A 21,497-nucleotide genomic window follows, 5' to 3' on the forward strand; every position below is an offset into this window, starting at 1 on the left:
TAGTTCCGTTCTGGTTAATCGTATCCCCCAAACATGAATAACTCAATATCCTCGTCTGTTAAATTCATTAAACTATGCAACATTCCATTTTTACATAACACCAAATCACCTGCTCGCATATTTCTTACCTCAAAAGCCCTCATCCAAGTGGGTTGTTGAACCCAATCTCCAGTTACCATTAAGCCAGAACCTCTTAACATCATAAAGATTTCTTGATTGTCTTTATGTCTATGAATACCGATTACACAATTTGGCTTAAGGATATGTAAATCCATATACTCTACAGCCATAAACTTTTCTTCCCCAGTAGTATTTGTAGGGGTGCCATCAGCATCAAGGTTCCAAGATTCTAAATCTCTTTTTAGTTCATTTCCTAATACACTTTGATGATTAAAATAATTCGAGAAAAGGTTTCTAAATTCTAAGTAACCAACTCCTCCATGCGGGTTTGCAGAGACTCCTCCTTGTATATAGTTTTTCCACCCTCTTAAAAGCATGTTAAACTCGACACGATAATTGCTCCCGTTTAAAGAGTCCCAAACAGAAGCATTATGATTTGTGAAAGCTAACTCAACTGGTAAAGCAAAGATGGGGTGCATCGTATGATTTGGGTTAATGTTATAAACTTTTCCATCTTGATCACTTGGCTCTCCTTCTAATGAAATTGCCTCTCTAGAAAAAGCTAGTGGACTCCCGTGTACTAGATCTGTTCTAATTTGGATTGTCCCGTCCTGAAGTGCTTTTGCTCCCTTTTCTTCTAAATAATTTAAAAGATCATTACCTTCATATCCCCAAAGTTCAACTTCGTAACGATCGTTTTCTGAATTATAAGGTAAATTAATTAGCCCCTGACTATCAGAGTTTTTAATCTTACACCACATTTGTATACTACCTCCAATATTATGGTTCGTAGCTTGAGATAATGGTGTTTTCATTCCCGCATCGTATGATACCTTGACAAATGGAAAAGCATCATCACCAATGCTTATATATCCACGCACTAAATAAAAATGCTCCATAACAATGCTTCGAATGTTCTGTTTATGGAAATCATTCTTATCATTTTGCTGTTCCCATGGAATAATTGGACCTATTAAATTTTTATCATCCCCATAATTCGTATTATATAGTTCTAAGTGTTTATAAGGGAATAGATAATCTAAACTATCTACTAGATAAAACTCTCTACCAGCAGCAAATGTCACTTTCTCAACCATTTCAGAAATCTTCCAAACCGGGTTGTTTACATTATAATTTCGACTTTCGTTCGGATTGATATATATATTGTCAGATTGAACTAAATGACTCATTTTAATTTGAATTTGTGTGATGAAAACGTTTATGCACTATGGTATAAAAAGGCTACAAACTTCAGAGGTTTGTTTTTGGGGTTTCTAATCCCATGTATACCACCACTCTTTGTGTAGATAACAGACCCTTTACTTACTGGTACTTCTTTACAATCTTTCTTTTCTAAACCATAGATAGATGTATTCACTGTTGGGTATTTTACATCTGCTGAAGGATCATCTCCTTCACCTACATAAGCTACACCTTCTCCTTCCGTAATGTAATACAATTCCTCACTACCAATGTGCCGGTGAGTCCCCTCAATGGCATTAGCAGGTATCGTTACTTCATGGAAAAAGACTAAGTTTCCGCCTAATTCCCGTTGTAATAACCATTTCATTTCAATAATATTTCCATCAAAGCATTCTGGATTATGATCATCCATCATTCCATTTTCGTAACGGACTGGATCAACTTCATTAGCATTCATAACAAAGGCTCTTTGGAAGTCCAAGAGGTAACTATCTACTCTTATGGTATTATCATCATGGCTATTGGGGTTTGGGTTATTAGGAACTTGAATATTACCTTCACTACCTTTATTGTTATTCCCAAAATAATTATCCCATTCCGCATCTTCTTCTGAGATTCCCCAGCCAGTAGGGTGTTGAGTGTAGGCTTCCCTAAACGCAATTTCTGCACGTTTTATTTTCGATAAGTCTTTAATCGCATTAGTAAATTTTTTTACACGTGTGATCTCACCGTCTTTACCAATTAAATCCAAGACTTTGATGTCGTGGGAACTACCAAAAGGGGATTCCAGCGTATCCCAGATTTCTACTTGATACCCCTTAATCCACTCGCAATAGTGAAGCTTAACTCTTGTTTCAGGATTATGATTCCATCCCTCTACATGCAACTTAACCCAAGCAATGGTTGATTCTCCTAAAAAACGATTGTTTTCCCGGACTAATTCCAATAAGCGAGAAGCTTTATGTTCGATACGAATAAAGTTGCTTAGGAATTTACCGTCCAGATAAACTTGCCCTTTCATAATTATAGCATCGGCTTTACCTCTAACTTCTGTAGTATTGTATCTGTAACGCGAGCTTCTTGTAGCATTTAGGTAGCGGGCATGATAAATTCTATCTGGAAAAAAAACTGTATGGAAAACCTGATTTTCTGGGGAGGTATATATTTCGTCAAATATTGGATTCATAGTTTATAAGTAATTTTGAAGTAATATATCTGCAATCCTGAATGAATTAGCTTGAATCGTTAAGGTGGGATTTGCCCCACCAGATGTCGGCATAAATGATCCATCTGTAACAAATAAATTATCAGCATTCCACAATCTACATTCTGGATTTAATACCGAGTCGGCATGGTCATCTCCAAATCGAGCACCTCCTAAAATGTGGTTTGCAATTCGCGCCCTTGCTGTATCACCACTATAAACACCTCCAGATCCTATTGAATTAACAATAGCACCACCCTGAATAAGCACATCTTTACAAACGTTTGATACCGTATCCATGAGAAATACGTCATGCTCATGCCAATTTTTAATGATGTAAGCTACCGGGAGCCCCCACTTATCCTTCACTGAAGGATGAAGTTCAATACGATTTTCTTTTAACCCGAATTATTCATACAAAACACACAAAAGAAGCTATAAATCACTATATTACAATTAGTTAAATCAAAAATATAGCATCGATTTATAGCCCAAATATGAGCAATCAAAATACAGTATTTTATCAAAAGAGTAAAGCCGTTTTCGTTGATTTTCATGGTGATGAAATGACTTCTGATGGAGGAGTTGTTCTATTGGAGAAAATAGAAAAGAAATTCGGTTATATAAATGAAATAAGTAAGGCTTACATTGATAGCCGAAATCAAAGTTTGATTCATCATAAAGCCGTTGATTTGTTCAAACAGAGGATTTTCGGCTTAGTCTTAGGATATCAGGACTGTAATGATGTGAATTATTTAAAAAATGATCCCGTGATTTCCAGTATTTTAAATGGTTCTCTTGCCTCTCAGCCAACACTATCCCGATTTGAGATGAGCGTTGATCGAAAAGTTATCTATTCGCTATGTGAAAGCTTTGTCAGTCATTACATTAACTCACTCAGAGGGAGGAAAAAAATCATTTTAGATTTTGATGGAACAGACGATAAAACACATGGGCACCAGCAATTAGCCTTATTCAATGGCTATTACGGGCACCATATGTATCATCAATTATTTGTCCATGATGGGGAAACAGGACAAATAGTTCTACCAGTATTACGTCCAGGCAATAGTCATTCAAATCGTTGGTTTGTCGCGATCTTAAAAAGGTTAGTTAAAAAAATACGATCACATTATCCCGAGATAGAAATTGTCATTCGCGCAGATGCTGGGTTTAGCTGTGCTCCATTTTATAAATTAGCCAATGAATGTAATTTGAAGTATACTATTGGTATTGCCAGTAATTCAATATTAAAGGCTAAAGCAGAGAAGGTACAAAGCGCTGTGCGTCATATTTTTGAAGATGGCTCCGAAAAACATCAGCACTTTTTTAATTTCCAATATCAGGCTCAAACCTGGGAACAAGAACAAAATTGCATAGCTAAAGTCGAATGGACCGGAAAGGGACTTAACACTCGATTTGTAATCAGTAATATGGATGAGGCAAGTGTACGAGATATATATTTTGGCTTCTATGTTAAACGGGGAGAAAGCAGCGAAAACAGGATAAAAGAAGTGAAAAATATGTGTTTCGCCGATAGGTTGTCCAATCATTTTTTTTGGCCGAACTTTTTCAGATTAATTCTATCGTCGATGGCTTATGAAATTTTTAGGTTAATAAAAAAAGAAATAAGTCAGACAAAGCATGAATGGGCAAAAAAATGGCAAGTGGATACGATTCGCCTGTGCCTATTAAAAATTGGTGGGACGATAAAATCGACGGTTAGACGAGTATATTATAGCTTCTCCAAGGCATTTCCACAACAAAAATTATTTTTAGAACTACTGCAATAGATTTATTCGCAAAAACAATCCAATTTCATGGAAGAGGTCCGTCCAAATCACTCTAATCTGCTATTTCAAGCATCAAATTGGTATTTTGGCCTTAAAATCTCGCTATTGAAAGCCGAATAAATAAATAATACACCTCATCATTTTAAGTGCCACTCCATTTGTTAAAGATATCAGGAAATACACTACCAAAATCTCTTTAGATATAAAGGGTATGAATAATTCGGGTTAAAGGAACTTGATTCGCCATAAAGCTCACCGACAGTCGATTGCCAAAATTTCCGTTAATCCAGTTTGACATCTGATCTCCAACCCCTGGTTTCATATTGGATTCAGGCCAGTTTTTATCAAAACCTTTCCAGATAGTGTCTATATCTTGACTTGCATGTGATCTTGCTAATGAAATAGGTAAAGCCTGGTCCGAGGTGTTATTATAAATTGCCGCACCTGCCCATAAACCATTCTTTTTCATAAAATCGCGAGTAGCTGCAAAATCGCTCGCATAATCACTATCTAATGAAATAGATTTATCAAATCGACCAGGAACAATACCTTCAGCGCCTCCAAAGCAGTGTGTTAAAAAGTATTTTCCCAATAGATCATTCGTGCCGTTTTGTGTAACCAGTTTTCCGAAACCACTTTGATCCATATCTGCTGAAAGCATCAATAAACGTGTACTTTCAATCGCAGAACAAGCTACAACTACCACTTTACCTTTAACCGTTTTCACATCACCACTTTCATCGAAATAGACGATTTCTTCAACTTTCGTATTTCTACTTTTTAATTGTACAACCGTGCAATTACATCGAATCTCAAAGTTATCTTCATCCTTAATCGGTGCTAATAGCGATACCCACGTATTGGATTTGTAACCCATTGGGTCACCGTAACGATTAACATAACTTGTTTTGACATTACCAGTTTTTCTACTGCTCGGTGCGTGATCCTCTGTAATTACCGCCAAAGGCGTGCGATACCATTCCATACCTTTGGCCTCCATCCCTTTCTTTGCATATTCACTAATGGGATTAGGTGCTAATGGTTTTTGGTATTTGCTCCCTGAAGTAAATGGTTTCGATTGGTTTTCGTGCGTGCCATTAATCCCGATTTTATCTTCTGCCTTTGCATAATACGGTTCCATATCCGCATAAGATATTGGCCAGTCTCGTACCTCTCGATCCACGTCCCCATTGGGGTCTCCCACTAAGTTATAACCTCTATTTTCGTTATACGATTTGAGTTTAAAGTCATCTTCGGAAAACCGTAACGAAACAGCCCCGTAAAGTTGCGTCCCACCACCTACTACCTGGGCTGTATAACCTTCTAATGTAGCTTTATCAATTTCAGCTCCTTCCTCACCATGACGGTATATATGAGGTTCATCATTTAAGTCGGGTTCTACATGACTCGAATAGTAAGATTCTCCTTTATTAGCAACATCCAACGTGATTCTTTTTTCAGGTCCTGTTGCGTAAAGCTCGTCTCTTCTAAAATCACTTACCCCTGATTCTGAAAGATATTGAGGTTGAAATAATGGTCCTTTTTCTAAAACTAAAACAGTTTTACCTGCTTTTACCAATTCATTAGCGATAGGTGCACCTCCTGCTCCACTACCAATGATTACTGCATCATAAGTTTTGATTGCCATATTTAAGAGTAATTATGCATGATATTCCTGTTCGATTCCTAACGGTTTTTCTATTGCAGCTTTCCAATTGAATAATGTGTTTCCTTCTTCATCCTTAAATCGTTCACTTAAATATTCCCATCCAGCAGCACCAATGTTACCGCCATATTTTGGATGACAAAATGCTCCAGTGAAAGTGTGTCTTCTTAGGAGTTCAATAAAATGGCGCGGGTTTCCGTAGTTTTGAAATTCCCAATCTGACACATTGTTGTTCATCATTTGATCATACAATGTTTTGAATGCTTCTGCTTCTTGTTCAGATGGTTCAACAAAAGAGTTCCTATTACGCAAAATGCGATCAATAATTGCCAGACAAGTTTTATAGTTCCCTAAGAAATGACTTTCTTCCCTGCCTAAAACTTTATCAATGTAATTTACTGCACCTACAGATTCATCCAATTTCGCAACTGCACGTCTTTCGTCTGAATCTAACAGTTGATAATAGTTTTTAATAAAACGTTGACCATCCTCTGTTCTAAAAGGTAAAATATGATTACAAATACGATCAAGTAGGTCTCTCTCCCATTTTTCAAGGGTAATTGGAATATTACAATTTTCGGTAAAAAATCTACTCCATTCCTCATTCCCACTATCAATATGTCTTTGTGGATTTATTGGATCTAACAAAATTTGACCATTTACCCTAAATTTATAGTAATGAACCTCTCCTTTAGGTACTTCTATGGTTGCCGCGTAGTACATGGATTGTTCTACACGTTGCAATAGTATTGGTTCGTAGAGTTTATTAAATGTCCCAAATAATTCGACCATTAAATTATCAGAAGCTTTTGAGTAATCACACCAGATGAAAGTCACCTCATTAATGTCATATCCTTTGTTTTCTTTTGTATCGTCAAAAATACATTCAACAATAGGGAATCTCCATGACTCCGTTATGTTGGTAGCTGTAGAAGAAATTTGCCCATCAGTATAAATATGAGCGTCGTTAAATACATGGCGTGCCAGGTATTTCGAGCAGCGATTATAAATCCATTGTGGCGTTTTCATATCTTTTATTTTCAAAATATCATAATTTTTTTAACGATACTGCGGAAATCAACTAGTAGGAGGGAGAGTATCGGACTTATCCTCCTTTATATAAAGTTGATACGAGATAAAATATTCAAATAAGGACTTTACCTAAAATATCCAATTAAATGCTTATTATGTATAAGTATTTTTATAAAAATACTGTTAAACTAGATATCAAAATATTTCTATCTATTATATATAATCAATATTCAAATTGAAGTTTGAGGAAAATACTGGTTCCTGTGTGTTGCAGTGGTCAATACAACCCTATTATAAAGACTGGATGGTAATTAAAGGCCTCTAAGTATATCCTTTTCAGTATGATTTACAATTAATACTCATCATGCTTAATTGAAAGGCTTTCATTCATTGTTTGTTTCGATAGAAACCTCACCTCCATTAACAAATTCGTATACCCTGCTTTGATCGTACTTTACTATATGCCATGCATTAAAGTTTTATTTTGATAAAGTTTGAATATAAACTATCCTCTCTGAAAATTAAACCCGAATACGCAAACATCTGGCATATACCACATTTACAACAAACATATCATGTAAGTTTTCACTTATATGAATCTAAATTTCCTGACACAAAATGCCAGCAGTATCAACCAATTATAAATACCCATATTGAGTAAATCCCTTAAATATGCTTGACTTTTGGTTTTTATGGATTTCATTCTTCGAAGACTCCTATCTCAATTGTATAGTTTTCGGATTCAAGAAGGTTAAATAGAATCCGTCATATTTTCACTTAAATTAATGAAAACAATTTGGCTGATCCACTTTATGCCTTTCCCACCCTCACGTATAAGACGTACCTATAACCTCTTTCCAAATCCACTCCATTCCCACGTTGACGTATAAGACGTACCTTTTAAAAAGACCTGATTTCACGGAAAAATATAAATATTTCAATTTTTCACATCACTAAAAAGTGATAAAATCAAAAATTAGCCCCCCTCCTCTTTTCTTATTTTTAATTCTTTTTATTCTTTTAAACTTTTACCTCTCATAAAACCCTATGATTTAAGGCTTTATAAGCGTTTATGGGTACGTCTTATACGCGGTTAGGGTACGTCTTATACGTCAGATGGGTACGTCTTATATCCCTTATGGGTACGCCTTATACGTGGAAAGGGTACGTCTTATATCCCATGGGTACGTCTTATACGTCAAGGGTACGTCTTATATCTCAAAAGGAACACCTTGTACGCAGGAAGGTACGGAAAATATTTTGATGGGTACGTTTTATATCTCAATATTGTTTTCTATATTTCAGCCTATGGAGAAAGAGTTAGTCAAGGTTCACAATAATTTTACGCAGAATGCGAAGTACCAAATTTCGGAAGCGGCGAAAAACCTGCTTTATATGGTACTATCGGTCTATAAGCAGGAAAATGATGTGAATGCTTCTTACTTCATAAATCTGAACAGCTTCTCTCAATTTACGGGAAAGAAGTTTAACTACTCCCAATTCAAGGTGTTAGCGGCGGAGATGCAAGGAAAAGTGAAAGACAAGCACACGCCGATGATTCATGTGGAGATCCCCGGAAAGAAGATCAGCGCCTTTCCCTTGTTTAAGGAAATTTCTTATCTGGAGGAAGAAGGAACCATAGAAGTTAAGCTAAATGACGTTTTAAAGCCCCTCTGGGACAATTATACCCAGTTCACGAGCCTGAACCTTCGGCATGGAATTTTGTTGCGAGGAAAGCACACTAAAAGGATTTTTGACTATGTTTCCTCCTTGGTGAACTTCCAGAAGGCGTATAAGAAGTACCCACAGATCCCCATAGCGGATTTTAAGGAGCTCTTAGGGCTGGAGCCGAACCAGTATGCCAAGTACAATCTTTTTCGTGATAAGGTGCTGGATCTTGCCGTTCGGGAGATCAATGAGAAGACGGACCTCCGGGTAGCTTATGAGGAGATTCGCAGAGGACGTAAGGTGTTATCCCTGAAATGGAGCATTAGCCGGGAAAAGGTTTCCACGGAAGAGCTGCAGCCGGTACAGGCGAAGCTGGAATTTCCTACGGAGAACAAAAAGGTGTTTGATCATGGCGGCCTGATGTTCGAGGAAGATGTTTATCGTAGAATGAATGGGGAGCTGACCAACCGCCAGAAGAATAAACTTTTTGAATTGATTCTGGTGGCCGAGGATGAGATTGATTTGGACCGGAATGATGCCGGGCAGGTAAGTGCCTTTGTGGATTCAGTTTGGCATCAGGTGACGGGGTGATCGAAAGGAGGAAGCTTTCATTAAGTGTCAACTCCATCCTCATAAATACTAGATTCACCCAATTTTTCAATATATTCCTATAGACCCGACTTAGAGGTCATTATTCTCAAGCTTTCTCTCATAATATTTTAGAATTTCGGTTTCAATGACCAGGAGCTCTTCCAATTGATTTTCAGAATTGATATTTCCGGAGCATTTTTGGTAAATGGTTGAATAATAAGCATCTTTTTTTACCAAAAGACTGGTCAGTTCTTGCGCATAAATAGAATCAGCCAAATTCAGATAAAATTCCTGGCTGAATGAAGGGGAATTTTGAAAAAGATCAGTTGCTGTTATTATATCCTTGGGCTGGATGGGGCTATTTGATTGAAGCATGCGCTGCAGCTCATTTATCCATTTGTATTGAAAATCATAAACATACTGATAGATTGGAAATGCATTGGTTTTCGTATTGTTATAGTTAAGGGATTCTTCATAATAGGGTAGAATCTCTTTCTCCAGGGAAAGTAGTTTTGAAAGAGATTCCCGAGGAACATCATCCAATTCACATTGGCTGAAAATGAAGTCATAAGTTTTTTCCCTTTCTGAAAAAGCTTTGGACAGCGCGTTAAGTCCCCCAGTTTGTTTTAGTTTTTCCTTAATGGGGGAATGTTCCAAATACATCTCCTGAGTGATGAGAGGGGATGTTAATAGGTAGTTACGAGATGCTCTTAAGTTTTCCGGAGTAACAATTGCAGACTTATCTGCAATTGTTTCTAAAAGGTTTACCCATTGTTTTTGATGTTCAAATACGATGTGGTAAACGTTCGGTTTGGTTTTTTTTTCTACGCACCCAAAACAGAAAAATAGGAAGAGACCGAAGATTAATTTAACTGTATTCAATATTATAGGAAAGTAATAGGTTCGATGGTCTACTGAGGCTCATTGGATACAGTAAGGTCATATCTTCGATAGATGGAAACAATCTCATTTTCAATATCTTTCCACTGTCGAATATTATCTAATGTTAGTCTTGAATCACTAGAAATCATTCCTTCGCAATAGGCTCGTTTATCAAAAGCCACACTTAAATCCTGTAAAAGCATCTCTCTTTTTTCTTTTGGTAGATGGTTTGATAAAGATAATGTTAGTCGGTAGCTGGCGATAGAGGGGATGGTTTTTTGAAGATAGGCAGATCGAATTTGAAATGCATCGATCTCCTGATTTTTGTCGATCACTCCAGATAGGAATTTTCCCCAATCTGAATGAAATTTAATGACCACTTCATGAGCATCGCAAGATATATTTTGCCTTTGGTTACAGCCAATTAGTATAAAGAATATCAGGAAGGTTACTATGTTTTTCAATTTGGTAGTTTTTTAAGGGATGGAGATATCAGAGGAGTCCAAAGAAATAATATTTGAGAATCCCCCGGCTTTTTGAACTGCCAATTCTTCCATTTCAGGGGAGATCCAGTGGTGGAAGATATATCCTTGAGAATAAGATGTATTGAATATTCTGTCAACAGGAGCTAAGTTATAATTTGTGGTTTTTTCAACGATAGCAAGTTTTTTATCTGAACCCTCTCCAATATATGCTACCTTATAAAACGAAGAAAGGCTGGAGGAAATTTCAGCATAAAGGGGTTGAGTATTAATCAACTCAACATCGTTTTGAAATTTGCTGACTAAATCAGAAATGATTGACTCATAAATATGTGTATGTGTATATTCAGGAGCAAACATGTAGTAGAAGCTTAATAGTTTATCGACAGGAGTAGACCGATTAATTCCTTGATTTACATTGTCAAATGCAATATCTGAAGCAATTTTGACTGAATTAATAAACGTGTCAGTTTCTGTGCCCACCAGGTAGGATTCAAATTTAGATTTAAATGCGGAGATACCAACTTTAGAAATTGAAGTAAGGTTTTGCATATTTCGATCAGCATCTAACATACTTATTGCGCCTCTGTAAACGTACATGGGTGAGTTTGTCGGAATATTATTCGCTAAATTAGCGAAAGCTTTACCTGCCGATGGAATTAAATAACCCAATGCAATATCAATTAACATACAGGTAAATTCTTTTTGTGCTTCAGCAGCCTTATGGACTGCATGTTTAACATTCTGGCAAGCATCACCAAAATTGGAGTGGGCCATATTTAGACGAAAGGAAATATCATTTATTAAATCAGAGATATTTTCGCTCGAATATTCCTGTTCGGTTGTAGATGAGTTGCTTTGCGTATTTTCAGCCATCACCTCTAAATCAGGAGCCAAGTATTCTTCCACTTTAGGAGCTTGGTGCTCTTGTGTTGGCGGAGCATAGGCTGATCCGGCCTGGGCGTAGTCTAGGGTAGCATTTTGTGACATATGGATAGGAATTATAATTCAAAAACGTTAAAAAATACACCCTAAAGGTATATTTTAGCATTTAAATATAAAAAACGATATTATAGGAATGATAAGCAAGAATATTTTAGTACTAATTGAAGCTATAGAGAATATTTTTATTGGTGAGGAAAACTCCCTGCAGGCTTATCATAAGTTTACCGGATGGACAAGTGAGCAAATCGAAAAAATTCAGGATTCTTCAGAATTGAAGTCATCATTATCTATTGATTTAAAGCCGATTGAATGGATGATTTTAATTGCTGTAGCAGCCCCTCATCTCTATCAGGAAACCTATTCCAGGTTTAAATTCCTTAAGAATACGGATAGCAATAATTTTGGTGGATTAGGAGGAAAAGTTCATCAAGAGACACAGGTATATTATCCTACGATTGAAACAATACTTTATTTAGTTAATGGGAAAAGAATAGCTGGCCGGGTTGAAGCCATGGAAGTTCTTCGGCCAGGATCTCCACTTTTAAAAAGTAATTTGATAAGAACAACAGGGAATCTTCCGGAACTATCGGATAGCAGTCAACAGTTATATCCGGGGGAAGAATTATTGTCCGTTTTAAGAAGGGAGCCATATCAACCGACTTATAGTTCTAACTTTCCTGCCACACCTATTTCCACCCAGTTGAATTGGGAAGACTTAGTGCTACCCTATGAGACATTGGATGGTCTGGAGGAGCTCAAACTTTGGATGGAGCATCGCGAAGCTTTGGAAGAGGATCAGGAAATCTTCCGGAAAATTAAACCCGGTTATCGGGTGTTGTTTTATGGCCCTTCTGGCACAGGTAAAACCTTAACGGCGTCCCTGATAGGAAAGCATTTTAATATTCCTGTGTATCGAGTGGACCTGAGTATGGTGGTCTCCAAATGGGTTGGTGAAACAGAGAAAAACCTCAAGAATTTATTTGACATCGCAGAGAATAAAAACTGGATTTTATTCTTTGATGAGGCGGATTCCATTTTTGGTAAACGTACCCAAACCAATAGCTCTAATGATAAATATGCTAATCAGGAAGTTGCCTATTTATTGCAGCGAATAGAAGACTATCCAGGTATGATTATTTTGGCCACTAATCTCAAGAGTAATATTGATGCGGCTTTTAATCGAAGGTTCCAGGCTACTATTACCTTTCCTGCTCCTGATGAGGAAATGCGTTATCAACTGTGGGAAAAAGCTTTTCCAAAAGGGTATGAATATGATGATGAGATAGATTTATGGGATATTGCCCGAAGTTATGAAGTAACCGGAGGTATCATCAGTAACATCACGCGGTATTGCATCCTCAAATCTATGAACAGGCAAACTTCCAAAATTCGATATAAAGATCTAAAGTTTGCGATAGTGCGCGAGTTTAGAAAGAGTGGCAAATCAGTAAAGTAACCCCCCATCCTGCAAATAGCACTCACAGATATAGATGTACTGGGTAATATCCCGAATAAAAACATGGATGTTGTGGGCGACTTCATAAGCTTCTTCCCGGACGGCCAGCTGTTGAATCTTTCGGAGCTCGGAGATGATGAGAAGCACCTGGCTGCGGTTGTGCTGATAAGCCCTGAAGAATAGGTCGCCCAGATGGCGCTTTTGGTCAAACCATTGCGACTTTTGTCCCAGCAGACATTGTTGTGTGGCACGGAGTGAGAGACCAACCCGATGAAAATAAGGGGCCAGTAACTCAATTCTGACCTGGTAGAGATCTTTCTGTTTGGGGAGAATCCGCATAAAGGGAAACTGCAGGGAATTAACATTCTTAGCCATTTTCTATCTGGTTTGGTTAAAAATGAATTTTTAAAGGGAGTTGGTCAGTAGGAATATGATGAATTGATATAGCTGGGCCTCTGTCCCATTGGTTAACTTATTAGACTTTACGAACTGCCGGAATTCGGCCATCTTTAATTTTGTGCTTTGCTGAATTTCAACGCCATCATCCGCATCTTTATTGAGGTCGTTTATGAATTTTTGTAATAGCTCCTGGCTTTCATTTAGGATTTGCAATAGGCTTTCTCTGGAATAATTCACTTCCGAAGTCATGATCTCTTCGATCAGTTTATTTCGGCTCAGACCTCTTTCAAATGCTAATTGGTCTATTTGTGAGATAAGGTCGCCACTTAGTCGGATGGCGGTCTGCTTTTTTTCAGTTGTAGTCATGGCTTAACCTCAATATTTGGAAGTTATACATTCAAATTCGGATAGCTAACAATGTAGGGAACTGTAACAGAATAAAAAATTTGATTATGCCCTGTAACTGACAGAGATACAGGAAGTGTTTTCCGCATGATGTATAACACAATTCGCTAAAAGTGATATCATGTAAATCTAGATTAAAAACACATTAAATAATGATTTTAGAGGTTTTATGTCATCATGATTAATTCATATGTGATAATTATCTATATTATTTTATGATGTAATTTTTTGCTTCTGAAGGTTGTTTTTCTAGGAAACCAAGGCTGCGCAGATACAGATTTCAGTGGTTAATGATTTTCCGATATTAATGATTACTATTTTTATATCATAAAATCACGAAGGTCATTGATTTATAGGGAGTAATTGCGTTTTTAGCTGATGTATATTAATAGTGATCATTAAGTCATAAATTGACCTATTTTAATATCGTATTGACGTGATGGCAAAAGCGGGTTTTGCATAAATTGTTTGGTTTCCCCTTTATTTCGGGTATTTGGGTCGTTAGTTGAAATTCGATATCATCCGAAATGGGGATAAAAACGCGTCAATGCTCACCTATTACTCCTTTTTACTAGTCGTATTCAGCTCGTATAAAAGGAAAGTGATATCACTTTTTGTGAAAAATATTAATTTATTAATATAAAATTTAATCTTTTTATTACATGAACTGCAGCGTATACGGTATAAATCGCCCTAATTGACTTATATGAATAGGATTTTTGCGGTAATTATCATTTTTCTTATGAATACTCAGCCCATGCTCACTTTTTTTGGACTTTTGGAAGGGATAGTGGCTCATAGAGCTTTTAATGGAGGTTTAAAAGTACAATTTTTAAAAAATGAGTATTGAGGAACAGTGCATTGGCTTATTCTTTAATACTCCTTTAGCCTGGCCGGTTTAAATTTAAAAATTGTCTTTTTTAAATTTTTTCAAGATAGAAAAATCGGGTTTTTTGCCTAAAACCCCGCCTTTTTCCTCAAAAACTCTAAATCTTTTTTTACTTGTTATTGTTTAGTTAAATACTTATTCAACAAAAACTTATGAGAGTAAAGATAGCGGAATATATTCAGGCTGAACTCGGACTTGAGCCCAAACCAACTCACCAGGTGTTGCGCCAATTGGGCATGACCAAAACCCGATGGACCAGGATCATTAATAATACGGCAGTAGACATCACCTATTCTGAGGTGAAGTTGATTTCTGACTGGCTGAAGGTTCATCCGGAGGTCATTTTTGAGTTCCAGCCCGCCGTTGATTGATTTTTTACCCAAAGAATACCCCCACTTCCTATGCTTAACCGAACCCTTTCCCGAGTTTGTATTGATAAAATTCGTGATGCTGTTAATATTCATGATGTAGTTTCCCAATATCTGCCTTTAAAAAAGAAGGGGAATAATTATTTAGGGCAATGTCCTTTTCATGAAGATAAGCACCCTTCTTTTTCAGTGAGCCCTTCAAAGAATATCGCTAAGTGTTTCGCCTGCGATACTGGTGGCCAGGGTGCGCTTGATCCCATCGGTTTTCTTATGGTTTACAAACGACTTTCTTTTTATGAGGCCATGAAGGAACTGGGGCAATTGGTAGGAATAGAGCCGGAGTATGAACAGTTAACGGATGAGCAGGTCCTGCAACAAAAAGCCCGTCGGGACAAAGTCCAGCAAATTGATGCCATGAATCGTAAGGCGATTGAACTTTATAGTCACCACGCTATTCCCAAAGCTTTTTTGGAACGTGGGTATAAGCAAGAGGTACTTACACTGGCGGAAATTTCATTTGCTCCGGCAAATAACCTGCTTGCCACGCAGTTAAAAGGCGAAATGGAAGCTTTGCAGATGGCAGGTTTGGTCAGTAAGCGAAAGGATAAGTCCTTTTTTGATCTTTTCCGGGATCGGCTGATGATTCCCCTTTTCGATCACCTGGGGGTTTTGCGTGGCTTTACGGGTCGCTATTATGGAAAACAAGCTAGGGCGCCTAAGTATTTCAATTCTCCGGAAAAGGTGTTGGAGAAGTCCAGGATTTTGTACGGGCTGAATATCGCCCGACTGGCTGCCGGAAAAGGCAAGGTGGAGATTCTTCAGGCGAGAAAGTCGGAGCGATTTGCTTATTGTTTTTTAGTGGAAGGCCCTACGGATGTGCTTCGTTTTTGGAGTTTGGGATTTTTCAATACGGTGGCCATGCTGGGAAAGGATTTGAGTGAATACCAGGCCCGATTGATCAGCCGGGTATACAAAGAAGTGGTTTTTGTACCGGATGCCGATGCGGCAGGTTTGAGTGCTGTTGATGCGAATGCTCATCTGTTATTGAAGTTGGGCATTATCCCTCGAATTTTAGTCAATGAGGAAGGGCAGGATCCGGATGATTTTCTGAAAGGGAAAACGCATGCCTTTGTAATGAACTGGAGTCAAAAGGCCAAGCGCTATATTGATGAATATCTGCTGAACAGGATATTGCAGGAGGTGGAAGAAAACGGGAAAGACCCTGTATTTGTGTCTCAAAAAATCACAGAGATGCGAACTTGTATCGCCCATTTGCCCGACGCGATACAACGCAATTTGTTTTATAAGGCGATCTGCAAAGCCTGGCCTGCTTATAAAGAAAATGTAAAACTCACCCGGAATGATGAACTGCTTTCCATTGAAGCCACTAAGAATTTACAAAAGTCGGCCATCCGGAAGTTCCAGGACGATGGATTCTATATTGAAAATGGGTGCTATTGGACCATTTCCCGCCAGGGGCCTGCCCTCCTGTCCAATTTCATCATTCAGCCTTTGTATTATATTTTAAAGGATGATAATAAGAATCTCGTTTGTGTGAAGTTTGTGAATGATCACGGGACGAGTCAGAGCGTTCTGTTTGATAGTGAGTTTAATAGCTCTGTGGCCACATTCAAAAAATACATTAAGAATCTCAAGAATATATTTTGGATGGGAGGCGCATCCTCAGAGGAAATGTTTCAGCGGATTATGCGCGTGGAATTTTCCGGCGTTCGGGATGCTTATCAGCTGTCGATAGTGGGCTGGAATTCCATTCATGGTTTTTGGGTTTTTGAAAATGGTATTTTCAAGGAGGGGACTTTTTATACGGTGGATGAGGTGGGGATTGTTTCCATACCGGAACGGGTAAAAAGCCTGACGCATTTAAGCAAGCTGAATGGAGAAAGCCAAATGCTGGTAGATGGAAAAATTATAGTCCGTGGGTCGATGGAAAGGTTTATTGCAAATGCCGGAGGAGAAGAACATGTGCGGGTGCTCATTCAGGAAAATAAGTTGTATTTGGTCACTTCTTTCCATTTGGTTTGGCGAAATATGGCCGATCGGGTGATGGCAGAAATGGAAAGTGTGGGTTATACCAATGCGAAAAGACACCGCTATCATCAGGTGCCTGCCCTCAGCATGAAGGACTGGATTGTATTAATGAAAAAGGCATACGGAAGGCATGCGAATGTGCTGATCATGTATTATTTCTCCTCCATATTTCATGATATTATTTTTCGGAAGGATAAGCTCTTTATTCATCTCTTTCTTTTTGGAAAGGCCGAAACGGGAAAGTCCACCGCTGCAAGGTCCATTCTGGCGATGTTTGGGAAAATTCATCGTAATGATGGGATCAATTTGAATAAAGGAGGGAGCACCCCGGTGGGTTTGTCCAGGGAGTATGACGGGCTCAGCAATATTCCGGTTTACCTTTCCGAATATACCGCGGAGGTAACGAAAGAAATGGTCGAGTTCCTGAAGGGGCTAGCTGATGGAGTGGGGCGCCTGGCGGGTAAAGGAACGAATGACCGGCAGACTACCCAATATTCTATTCGAAGCGCATCGGTGATTACCGGAAATGACCTTCCCGTAAACTCAGAAGCCTTATTTAGCCGTTGCCTGATTTTAACTGTTCTGGAGAGCGATAAGAGCGCAGACTGGGAATCTTTCCAAAAATTGTTGGAGGCAGAAGCTTCTGAAACCCTCACCGGCATTACCGCCCGGATCTCTTCTGCTTATAAGGAAATGGCGCGGCGTTATGCCGGTGAATCTGATCGGTTGAGAAAAGTGGTGCTGAAGATTTTGCATGAACAAGGACAAAATGCTACCGATCGGGAACTACTCCAGATTATTCAATTACTCGCTCCTCTGATGATTTTGATGGATGTATTTGAGGAAATCAAAACGGAGTTTTCTCAAGAAAATATTTTGGAGGAAATGATTCAGTTAATAAAATCAAATAAGGATGTAAAGACGCAGGTAGATAAGGTAGAGGATTTCCTTAGAATGATCGCTCAAAGTCGAGATATAGAATTTGGCAAGCATTATGATTTCAGCTATGATGGGGAAATCAGGAAGCTGAAAATTAGGGTGAAGGATTGCCATGCCTCCTATAAACGGGGAAATGTGCAGGCCGGGGGCAGTCCGTTATCCTTTCCTGATCTTGTGGCCAGGATTAAGTCTCATCCTTGCTTTTTAGGGCAGCAAAAGAACCTGTCTTTCTCCTATCTCCCCTCTCGTACCAGCGGCTATGTGTTTTCATTGAACTATATAGAGGAGCATTTTGGAATCTTCTTTTATGATCCCGACAGGTCCCCGCCGATTAAAGCTTTAGGAGAAGTGGTCGCCCGGAAAAGTTTCGAACAAAACTAAAAAGTCCATACGTGAGGTGGTGTCCAATACCAATTCTCAAAATAGAGTATAAAAACAATAAAAACTTCATTATTAGTATAATAAGCCATGTTATGAGAAGCCTTGGCTGAGAATTGACTGAGCATTGGCCTATACGATTGGCGTATTGGCAGCCCAATTTGATGTATTGTCTGAGCATGGGCATAAAAAAATATAACCACTTGATCATAGCCAGGCTAATGGCAATAGTTATTTCATTCATGAACCAGAAAGAGCATGTCTAAAAGGAAAAAATTGAGCGCATCATTCCACAAGGGTGATGAAGTAGCGCCCGGGCAGACCGGCAGATGGATCATCGGGGAAAGAGAATTGGTGATCAGGCCTCAGCTGAAGTTATTTATTATCCCACTTTCAGAGGAAGAACGCGCACAGCTCAGGGCTTCCATTCAGGAGGAAGGCGTTCGGGATTCGCTGGTGCTCTGGAAAAATGGCGGAGAATACGTGCTCATTGATGGACACAATCGATTTGCCGTAATTCAGGAGTTGGGATTAATGGATTTCCCTTATATCACCAAAGCGTTTGCTTCTGAGGGCGAGGTAACTCACTGGATGATCCAAAACCAGATGGCCAGAAGAAACCTGAATCCGAAGGCGAGCAAGTATTATCGCGGGATGCTCTTCAATAAAAGCAAGCGGAATAGAGACGAGAACCTGAAGCAGTATACCGAAGTGCAAAATTTGCACTTCGGTGAAAACCGCGATACAGCGGCTGAAATCGCCAAAACAACCGGGGTTTCCCGAAGAACGATTTTGAGTGACGCCAAATACCAGGAAGGCCTGGATAAGCTGGAAGAAGCCACCAAACTCAAGATATTAACCGGAAGGATTAAGGTAGCAGATAGGAAAATCCTCGACCTGGCAGACGACAAAATTTCTGCAGAGGAAATATTTAAAGGTGACGAGCCCGGGGAAAAGAAAGCTCCTGTAACGGAATTTGATAAGCGAATTAAACATGTCGTAAAATATCTCCATGCTTTAATGAAGGACCAGAAGCTAAACGTCAGGCAGAAAGCACATTTGCTGAAGATGATTAATGAGCTATAGGGGAATGAGATTGGGTGATGCGTATTTTATTGTGATTTTTCATTATTTTTAAGCACTTTGCGGCCATATATAGATTTAACCCCGCAATAGTAATGGAACGATCTGAATTTCGAATAACCGATAAAACGGTATGGTGGTTAACTTTTGGCTCTGTATTGCTTACCTTAATCGGAGCCCTGGCGAAAATAGAACATTTAGAATTTGCTAAATTTCCCTTGTACATAGGAATAGCAATTATGTTCACCGCCTGGACAATCATTTTTAGCGAAATAGTAAGAAGCCGGATTGCTTTAAAGTATGTTTGGATGATTTTCATGTTTGTATTTCCGGCCTTAGCCATGATGTTATATCTGGTCCTTCGAAATCGAGCATTTAGGAAAGGAGTAAAGCTAGTATGATGAATCTACCCATCTTAACCACCGAGTCAGTAGAACTGAAAGAATTTATTCATTTCTGGTCCAAGTTTTATAATTATCCGCCGGATCTCGAAAGGCTGTATAAAGATCGGATAGACAAGAGCTCTTTTGATGCTGATGATCTGCTCCAGCTCTATGTTTGGAAGAATGGAATGAGATTGAGTGGTCTTAAACTAAAGTCCCTGCAAGAAAAAATCATTTCCCAGCTTGAGGTGATCAATGAATTCAAGTCAAAGGATTCCATTGATTTGGACGAATTCCAATCGCAATTTGGAAATGTGTCTGCGGTTTGGAAAATCTTTCTTTTGCATATCATCAAGCCGAAGAAATTCCCCATCTACGATCAGCATATCAACCGGGCCTATAATTTCATTCATGGGCTACCTTATGGAAACATTTCAGCAGCGACCATGAGTGACAGGAACAAGGAGGATTTTTATTTTAATACCTATCTGGAATTTATTGGTTCGCTCGATCTCGAACACGCCGACTTTGATCTAAAAGAGCTGGACGAGGCGTTTTTCTCTTTTGGGCAGTTTCTGGCTACTAATATTTTCAGGAAAATGAGTTTTGAGGTAGTCGAAGGTCAGTAGTACATTAATTGTTTTTTAACCCCCATTCAAAGGGGATTCAATATTTAATAAGTAATAGTTTAATTGTGAATACTTCCAAAATCAACAAGAAGATTCTTCTAATAAAAGCACTTCAAAGGTTATCAAACTTGCTTTTAAAACCGGTATATGTACTGTCGATGATTATTTCATGCATTAGTTTAGTGCTCCTTTCAGTTTTTCCATTTTTGATTCCACCCGCGATAGGGGCTGCCGTTGTCTTTTTAATTTCTTATTATTTCTATGAGAACGTCAAGGCCAAAATTACGAAGTTATCCATTTCAGCTGTATTGGGTGAATATCATTCTAGTTTCCCCAAATTAAAGTTTAATGATCAGATAGATCTTGATGAAAAAGTACTACAAGCTTCCGGTCTTTTTCCCTTTCCGGAGTTAAGAGGGGTTCAAAGCTTGTCTAATTTTCATTTATCGGACTCTTCTTCTGTTTCTTTCAGCGGATTTTTGGTTAATAAAGTTGTGGTAGAAAAAGCTTCATTAGGAGCCATTTTATCAGATATTGGGCAAGGTATTGGAGCTGGTGTTCTAGACGGCTTAGATAGTTCTTTTAATCCGGGGTATTATGATGATGATATTACTCCCGAAACTAAGGAAGAAAAGAAAGCGAGAAAAAAGAAGAACAACAAATTTGGAAAGAAAGATATCACCATTTTTAATGGAAGTTTATTTATGGCGAAATCGAAGGATTGGGAGCTTTTTGATCTTTTTGCGATACCACAGACAGATAAAAGTTATTGGCATGACCAATTGCTAAAAAATACGCCAGGGGCAAAAGTGTACTCAGCTCCTAATAATGTGAATGATCGGTTTCTTTTTTATTCAAGTCAACCTGAGCAGATTAAGTCTATTAATAAAACGTTTTTTGATCAATTATTGGCTCTTCAAAAGCGCTTAGACC

General features: G+C 38.4%; 18 protein-coding genes. 8 read left to right on the plus strand and 10 right to left on the minus strand.

All coding sequences use genetic code 11. The annotated features are described in order from the left end of the window. Positions 1-14: 14 nt before the first annotated feature. From AAA970_RS26610 to AAA970_RS26620, 3 genes are read right to left on the minus strand one after another with little or no spacing between them, the layout of a single operon-like run. Entirely contained in the window at positions 15-1,310 is a 1,296-nt protein-coding gene (locus AAA970_RS26610; protein ID WP_338239977.1) for a cupin domain-containing protein, read from the minus strand. Positions 1,311-1,339: 29 nt separating this feature from the next. Further along, a complete protein-coding gene (locus AAA970_RS26615) occupies positions 1,340-2,509 on the minus strand; it encodes a cupin domain-containing protein (protein ID WP_338239979.1) in 1,170 nt (389 codons plus the stop codon). A gap of 3 nt (positions 2,510-2,512) precedes the next feature. After that, on the minus strand, positions 2,513-2,914 hold the full coding sequence (locus AAA970_RS26620; protein WP_338240001.1) for a GMC oxidoreductase: 402 nt from the start codon (positions 2,912-2,914) through the stop codon (positions 2,513-2,515). Between the two features lie 110 nt (positions 2,915-3,024). Here AAA970_RS26620 and AAA970_RS26625 point away from each other — a divergent pair, with 110 nt between their 5' ends. Then, complete coding sequence (locus AAA970_RS26625) at positions 3,025-4,320, plus strand: IS1380 family transposase (RefSeq protein ID WP_053403863.1); 1,296 nt, start codon at positions 3,025-3,027, stop codon at positions 4,318-4,320. 196 nt (positions 4,321-4,516) lie between these two features. On the opposite strand, the gene AAA970_RS26630 is transcribed toward AAA970_RS26625, so the two are convergent. Next, complete coding sequence (locus AAA970_RS26630; protein ID WP_338239980.1) at positions 4,517-5,968, minus strand: GMC family oxidoreductase N-terminal domain-containing protein; 1,452 nt, start codon at positions 5,966-5,968, stop codon at positions 4,517-4,519. Positions 5,969-5,980: 12 nt separating this feature from the next. After that, positions 5,981-7,030 (minus strand): gluconate 2-dehydrogenase subunit 3 family protein, encoded by a 1,050-nt coding sequence (locus tag AAA970_RS26635; RefSeq protein WP_338239981.1) that lies wholly within the window; start codon positions 7,028-7,030, stop codon positions 5,981-5,983. A 1,296-nt stretch (positions 7,031-8,326) separates the two neighbouring features. Between AAA970_RS26635 and AAA970_RS26640 the strand changes: the two genes are divergently transcribed. Beyond that, the gene (locus AAA970_RS26640; RefSeq protein WP_060688740.1) at positions 8,327-9,277 is read left to right on the plus strand and encodes a RepB family plasmid replication initiator protein; all 951 of its coding nucleotides are present in this window, start codon (positions 8,327-8,329) and stop codon (positions 9,275-9,277) included. Between the two features lie 90 nt (positions 9,278-9,367). Here AAA970_RS26640 and AAA970_RS26645 read toward each other — a convergent pair whose 3' ends face one another. From AAA970_RS26645 to AAA970_RS26655, 3 genes are read right to left on the minus strand one after another with little or no spacing between them, the layout of a single operon-like run. Next, the gene (locus tag AAA970_RS26645) at positions 9,368-10,159 is read right to left on the minus strand and encodes a hypothetical protein (protein WP_338239982.1); all 792 of its coding nucleotides are present in this window, start codon (positions 10,157-10,159) and stop codon (positions 9,368-9,370) included. Positions 10,160-10,188: 29 nt separating this feature from the next. Then, positions 10,189-10,623 carry a hypothetical protein gene (locus AAA970_RS26650; RefSeq protein WP_338239983.1) on the minus strand — a complete coding sequence of 145 codons (435 nt, stop codon included), beginning with the start codon at positions 10,621-10,623 and terminating at the stop codon, positions 10,189-10,191. A 12-nt stretch (positions 10,624-10,635) separates the two neighbouring features. Beyond that, complete coding sequence (locus AAA970_RS26655) at positions 10,636-11,631, minus strand: hypothetical protein (RefSeq protein ID WP_338239984.1); 996 nt, start codon at positions 11,629-11,631, stop codon at positions 10,636-10,638. 88 nt (positions 11,632-11,719) lie between these two features. Here AAA970_RS26655 and AAA970_RS26660 point away from each other — a divergent pair, with 88 nt between their 5' ends. Further along, positions 11,720-13,042 (plus strand): ATP-binding protein, encoded by a 1,323-nt coding sequence (locus tag AAA970_RS26660; protein WP_338239985.1) that lies wholly within the window; start codon positions 11,720-11,722, stop codon positions 13,040-13,042. Here AAA970_RS26660 and AAA970_RS26665 read toward each other — a convergent pair. Continuing rightward, positions 13,031-13,417 carry a hypothetical protein gene (locus tag AAA970_RS26665; protein WP_338239986.1) on the minus strand — a complete coding sequence of 129 codons (387 nt, stop codon included), beginning with the start codon at positions 13,415-13,417 and terminating at the stop codon, positions 13,031-13,033. The two genes, AAA970_RS26660 and AAA970_RS26665, sit on opposite strands and share 12 nt — an antisense overlap. A gap of 30 nt (positions 13,418-13,447) precedes the next feature. Next, positions 13,448-13,807, minus strand: a complete 360-nt coding sequence (locus AAA970_RS26670; RefSeq protein WP_338239988.1) for a hypothetical protein — start codon at positions 13,805-13,807, stop codon at positions 13,448-13,450. Between the two features lie 1,080 nt (positions 13,808-14,887). Between AAA970_RS26670 and AAA970_RS26675 the strand changes: the two genes are divergently transcribed. The 5 genes from AAA970_RS26675 to AAA970_RS26695 all read left to right on the plus strand — a co-directional run. Beyond that, entirely contained in the window at positions 14,888-15,106 is a 219-nt protein-coding gene (locus tag AAA970_RS26675; RefSeq protein ID WP_338239989.1) for a hypothetical protein, read from the plus strand. 30 nt (positions 15,107-15,136) lie between these two features. Then, on the plus strand, positions 15,137-18,472 hold the full coding sequence (locus AAA970_RS26680; RefSeq protein WP_338239991.1) for a DNA primase: 3,336 nt from the start codon (positions 15,137-15,139) through the stop codon (positions 18,470-18,472). 273 nt (positions 18,473-18,745) lie between these two features. Then, the gene (locus AAA970_RS26685; RefSeq protein WP_338239993.1) at positions 18,746-19,555 is read left to right on the plus strand and encodes a ParB N-terminal domain-containing protein; all 810 of its coding nucleotides are present in this window, start codon (positions 18,746-18,748) and stop codon (positions 19,553-19,555) included. Positions 19,556-19,949: 394 nt separating this feature from the next. Then, positions 19,950-20,564, plus strand: a complete 615-nt coding sequence (locus AAA970_RS26690) for a hypothetical protein (protein WP_338239995.1) — start codon at positions 19,950-19,952, stop codon at positions 20,562-20,564. A gap of 65 nt (positions 20,565-20,629) precedes the next feature. Beyond that, on the plus strand, positions 20,630-21,497 hold an 868-nt coding region (locus AAA970_RS26695; protein ID WP_338239997.1), incomplete at its 3' end, for a hypothetical protein.

This window comes from Persicobacter diffluens (assembly GCF_036244895.1).
GTDB classification, from domain to species: Bacteria; Bacteroidota; Bacteroidia; order Cytophagales; family Cyclobacteriaceae; genus Persicobacter; species Persicobacter diffluens.

What these genes read in the sequence shown, in the direction of transcription:
- AAA970_RS26655 (WP_338239984.1), bottom strand. Translation starts at nt 11,631, where the DNA reads ATGTCACAAAATGCTACCCTAGACTACGCCCAGGCCGGATCAGCCTAT.
- AAA970_RS26660 (WP_338239985.1), top strand. Translation starts at nt 11,720, where the DNA reads ATGATAAGCAAGAATATTTTAGTACTAATTGAAGCTATAGAGAATATT.
- AAA970_RS26675 (WP_338239989.1), top strand. Translation starts at nt 14,888, where the DNA reads ATGAGAGTAAAGATAGCGGAATATATTCAGGCTGAACTCGGACTTGAG.
- AAA970_RS26640 (WP_060688740.1), top strand. Translation starts at nt 8,327, where the DNA reads ATGGAGAAAGAGTTAGTCAAGGTTCACAATAATTTTACGCAGAATGCG.
- AAA970_RS26690 (WP_338239995.1), top strand. Translation starts at nt 19,950, where the DNA reads ATGATGAATCTACCCATCTTAACCACCGAGTCAGTAGAACTGAAAGAA.
- AAA970_RS26610 (WP_338239977.1), bottom strand. Translation starts at nt 1,310, where the DNA reads ATGAGTCATTTAGTTCAATCTGACAATATATATATCAATCCGAACGAA.
- AAA970_RS26625 (WP_053403863.1), top strand. Translation starts at nt 3,025, where the DNA reads ATGAGCAATCAAAATACAGTATTTTATCAAAAGAGTAAAGCCGTTTTC.
- AAA970_RS26670 (WP_338239988.1), bottom strand. Translation starts at nt 13,807, where the DNA reads ATGACTACAACTGAAAAAAAGCAGACCGCCATCCGACTAAGTGGCGAC.
- AAA970_RS26630 (WP_338239980.1), bottom strand. Translation starts at nt 5,968, where the DNA reads ATGGCAATCAAAACTTATGATGCAGTAATCATTGGTAGTGGAGCAGGA.
- AAA970_RS26680 (WP_338239991.1), top strand. Translation starts at nt 15,137, where the DNA reads ATGCTTAACCGAACCCTTTCCCGAGTTTGTATTGATAAAATTCGTGAT.
- AAA970_RS26615 (WP_338239979.1), bottom strand. Translation starts at nt 2,509, where the DNA reads ATGAATCCAATATTTGACGAAATATATACCTCCCCAGAAAATCAGGTT.
- AAA970_RS26665 (WP_338239986.1), bottom strand. Translation starts at nt 13,417, where the DNA reads ATGGCTAAGAATGTTAATTCCCTGCAGTTTCCCTTTATGCGGATTCTC.